The sequence below is a fragment of the Nonomuraea sp. K271 genome, assembly GCF_009908215.1.
In the GTDB taxonomy this organism is placed as follows: Bacteria; Actinomycetota; Actinomycetes; order Streptosporangiales; family Streptosporangiaceae; genus Nonomuraea; species Nonomuraea longispora.
Genome location: NZ_JAAAHR010000322.1, coordinates 1 through 3,826, shown reverse-complemented (window position 1 = coordinate 3,826; position 3,826 = coordinate 1). Strand labels below are relative to the sequence as shown.

At 67.3% G+C, this 3,826-nt stretch carries 3 protein-coding genes; 2 read left to right on the top strand and 1 reads right to left on the bottom strand.

What is annotated here, in order from left to right; genetic code table 11:
• Positions 1-310: 310 nt before the first annotated feature.
• Entirely contained in the window at positions 311-886 is a 576-nt protein-coding gene (locus GUY59_RS46385; protein ID WP_138208719.1) for a hypothetical protein, read from the top strand.
• Between the two features lie 446 nt (positions 887-1,332).
• Here the strand turns inward: GUY59_RS46385 and GUY59_RS46380 are convergent, their stop codons facing one another.
• Complete coding sequence (locus tag GUY59_RS46380; RefSeq protein WP_138208718.1) at positions 1,333-1,974, bottom strand: hypothetical protein; 642 nt, start codon at positions 1,972-1,974, stop codon at positions 1,333-1,335.
• Positions 1,975-2,256: 282 nt separating this feature from the next.
• On the opposite strand from GUY59_RS46380, the gene GUY59_RS46375 reads away from it, so the two are divergent.
• Positions 2,257-3,765 (top strand): AAA family ATPase, encoded by a 1,509-nt coding sequence (locus GUY59_RS46375; protein ID WP_138208717.1) that lies wholly within the window; start codon positions 2,257-2,259, stop codon positions 3,763-3,765.
• Positions 3,766-3,826 lie beyond the last annotated feature (61 nt).

Here is a 3,826-nt window from a genome sequence, read left to right as displayed (position 1 = left end):
CCCTCGGCCCGGTGCAACCGGCGGATCTCCGCCCAGTCCTCCACCTTGATCACCCTCCAGAGTGAACTGCACGAGGGGGTCAGATTTCGGCCGTCGCCATGGGGTCAGTATTCACGCGCCGTCGACACAAGTCGGCGGCTCTGGCTGCTCCCGCTGCGCCGGCCGGGACATTACCGATGAAAGCGCACGCGCCTTGATGATCAGAGCCGGTCTCGATCCTCTTGTCGAATATCCGGGAACGCTGCGGCCCTGGCTCTCCCGGTGCCGGCACTGCGGCCACGTCGGAACACCGACCTACGCCAAAGTTCGTATGAGAGGACACCAGTGCTGGTCGTGTCGATCCGACAAGATCGCCGGCGCACTGCGCCTGGATGCTGACGAAGCCCTTGCCAGCATGCTGGAGAAGGCACTCGAACCTCTCACGCCCTATCCCGGGGGCACGTACATCCCATGGAAGTCGCGCTGCATGGTCTGTGAAACGGTCTTGGACCCGGGGCCGATGCTGCACAACATCCGTGCCGGCCGAGGAGGCTGTTCCACCTGCGCGCGACGTGGCATTGACCCCGCACAGCCCGGCTACCTCTATCTGGTCGTGCATGACGGCCATCAAGTTCTGAAGTGGGGTATTGCCAATCTCGAACAGCGCGTGAGCCAACATGTCTCCCAAGGCTGGAAGCAGGTCGCACGCTGGGATTTCGAGCTCACCAGAGACGCTTGGGCGTTCGAGCGGCAAATCAAAGCGTGGGTCCGTGGCCAGGGGATCCCCAGAGCGCTTCGAGCTGACCAGATGAAGTACGGCGGCCACACCGAGACGGCTCTGCTCACGGACATCAGCGTCGCCGACCTAAAGCGGTACGTCGAGTCGATGACCGGGCGAAACGTCTAAGGTTGGGCGTGCAAAAGCGCAAGAAGATGCCGCCTCAGCCCCCAGACCAAGATGGGGACGAACGAGCGAACGGCTGCGAACAGCGGAGGAGCGGTGTGCGTCTCGGCCCGGGCGCCAGTCGCGGGGGCCGGCATGCCGGCCCCCGCGACGACGGCTCCCTCTGACTCAGGCGAGATCAGGACAGGTGCAGTACTCGGATGAGCGCACTGCGCACTTCGGGCGGGAGCAGCTGCCACATGCGGATGATCCATTGGAGGATCGTGAGGCATCGCAGCAGGTAGAATGTTGGATTCTCGGTGAACCGCCTGCTATGATCGAAGATGGTCCTTAGTTGAGACGGGGACATCTTGCGGCGGGGAGCTCCCACCAGGTGGCCGCCTGGTGATGCGGAGCTCCTCTGTCGTTTGCGCGACTGTCGTCTCTGCGGTGCCGCGCGGCGTCGCGCATTACATCGCTTTCCTCTTCGGGGCTTGGACACGGGTGTGGGTACCTTCCTTTCCCCATACCTGTTCGGCATGGTTGTCGTCAGGCGCAGCATCGGTGGACTGCGCCTCCTCGTGATGGAGGTCTTCGACGGGACGCTGGGAGCGGCAGCGGTAGACGCCCTTGCGTTCGCGGTGCAGGCGCCCGCGGGTCACCCAGTAACCCAGCGCGTTGCTGACCCGGTTGGCTGGCCAGGGGGCGCCCAAGGCCTCAAGGCGCTGCACCACGTCGGCGACGGTGAAGTCCTGGTCCGCATCGATCACCTGCCAGACCAGCCGGCGCAAGGGGACGTCCTCGGCGGACACGCGCTCCCCCCTCGGCCCGGCCCGCTTGCCCGCGTCGCGGGAAACAGCCGCAGCGGGCCGGCCGGGGCGTGGCGAGGGGGCCGCCTCGACCGCTCGCTGGGGACGGTCGTGCCGCCCCGGGTCCGGGTCACGATCGTGCCGGGTCACCACCTCCAGGCAGGCCTGGTACAGCGGGTCGGGCACGGCCACCGGCAGCCCGAAGGTGCGGGCGTGGTCGAACGCCTCGACCACGGCGCGCAGCGAGGAGACCAGCGCGTCGATGTCGTCGGCGGAGCCGGCGCCGCTGCCCGAGCTCGTCATGATGGTCCCCTCCCTTCTCCCGTCTCGCTTTCACGCTTACGTGATTCGCCACTCTACCTGACGTGACAGGATCCGGGTGACGCTGCTGCTCGCCGGTCGGGGCGATTGCCTCATTCCCGTTGCCGCCCGGGCACGTACTCCTTTAGCCTGATCGGCGCGACCTGAGCGCTGGGGGGCCACCAGGTCACGTGCCACGAAATTGCCCGAGCGCTCAAGGGACCGAGCGGTGCCGCCGCATGGCCGAGGGAGCGCGGCGATGCCCGTGTCTCCGAAGGAGGACATGTGTCCACCGTGATTCACCTGCTGGCTCTGCGGATCGGTACGGCGCTCGGCTGGCAGGCGCCCTACGAACTTGACGCTCCGGTCGTGGCCATCGTCGGCCCTGTGGACACCGGAAAGAGCTCGATGCTGGACTGCATCGCCTACGCCTTGGGGCGCGATGTGCGGGCCTTTCGTGGAGCGGTCCACACTCAGCTCACCGATGTCGAGCTGCGCGTCCGTCTCGGCACCAGCACGTACACGCTGCGGCGCAGCCGCAGCGAGCACACCCATGTCACGGTCTACGACGCGGGCGGCACCCTGGAGGGACGTTTCCCAGTTAAGGCAGAGGAGGGCCGCCTGACGCTGTCGGACTGGCTGCTGGCCCAGCTGGGCCTGGACGACGCCTTCGCCGCCGTCAGGCTGTCCGGCAACCGCCAGCTGGATTTCGCCAACGCGCTTCTGCCCTACTGCTACATCCGTCAAAGCGCCATCGACAACCAGATCATCCGCGACCCGCGGGACGACGAGGAACGCCTCATCGTGGCGAGGCTCCTGCTCAACCTCACCACGCCCGCGTTCGAACGCAGGGCCAGCACGATCCGCGAAGTGGACAACCAGATCGAGCGAAGCCGCAGCCGGGCCGGCACCGTCGACAAGTTCCTGAGCGCCTCCCCGCACACGAACCATTCTGATCTTCAGGAGCGGATCGCAACCCTGACACAGCAGCGCGACCTGGCCGGCGCCCGGCTCGCGCAGATGCGCAACGACGCCCGTGCGGCCGATAAGGCCCTCGACTCCTACCGCGACGAGCTCTCCGGTGCGCGCAAGGAGGTGTCGGCGGCCGAGACGGAGCTGGACCGGAAGCGACTCGCCCACGACCGGCTGCAGGCCAGGATGAAGGAGCTCGACCAAGCGCTGCTCGCCCTGGCGGAGACGGAGGCGCGTGCTGCTGACCACCCGCCGCCGTTGGGCCTGGTGCAGCCGGCGTGTCCCCTGTGCAAGTCGAGCATCGCCGAGCGTCCCGTCCTGCCCGATCACTGCTCTCTGTGCACGCAGCGCTACCCCGGCACGGTGGACCCGCAGGAGCGGCAGATGCTGATGACCATCCGCGAGACGGTCAAGGCCGATCTGGCCGCGGCTCACGGCGAGGTCGGCACGGCGAAGCAGCGGGCCGACGCCGCGCACGCCGCCGCCAAGCGCGTTCACGACGGCTTCAACCAGTTCCTCAAGGAGCCCGTCTCGCCGTACGCGGACGCCCTCGCCGCCGCGTCAGCGGCGGTGCACCAGATCGAAGGCGAGCTTGCCGCGCTCGCCGCACTCGAAGACGCCCATCGCCGCCTGCAGCATCAGCGTCTGGACATCGATCGGCTGAAGGGCGAGCAGGAGGAACGACGGCGGGAGCATGTCGCCAACGAGGCCGAGCTGGAGTCCGCGCGCGACGTCGTCAACGCGCTCAACGAGATCGGCTCTGGCGATCTTTGTGTGGCGGCGTCACTGATCGTGAGCACGTTCAAGGGGCGCAGAGGATGATCTTCCTGAGAAGGTCGAACTTGGCTCGGCCGTATCGGCTCCTCTTGAGCGCCTTGACTCT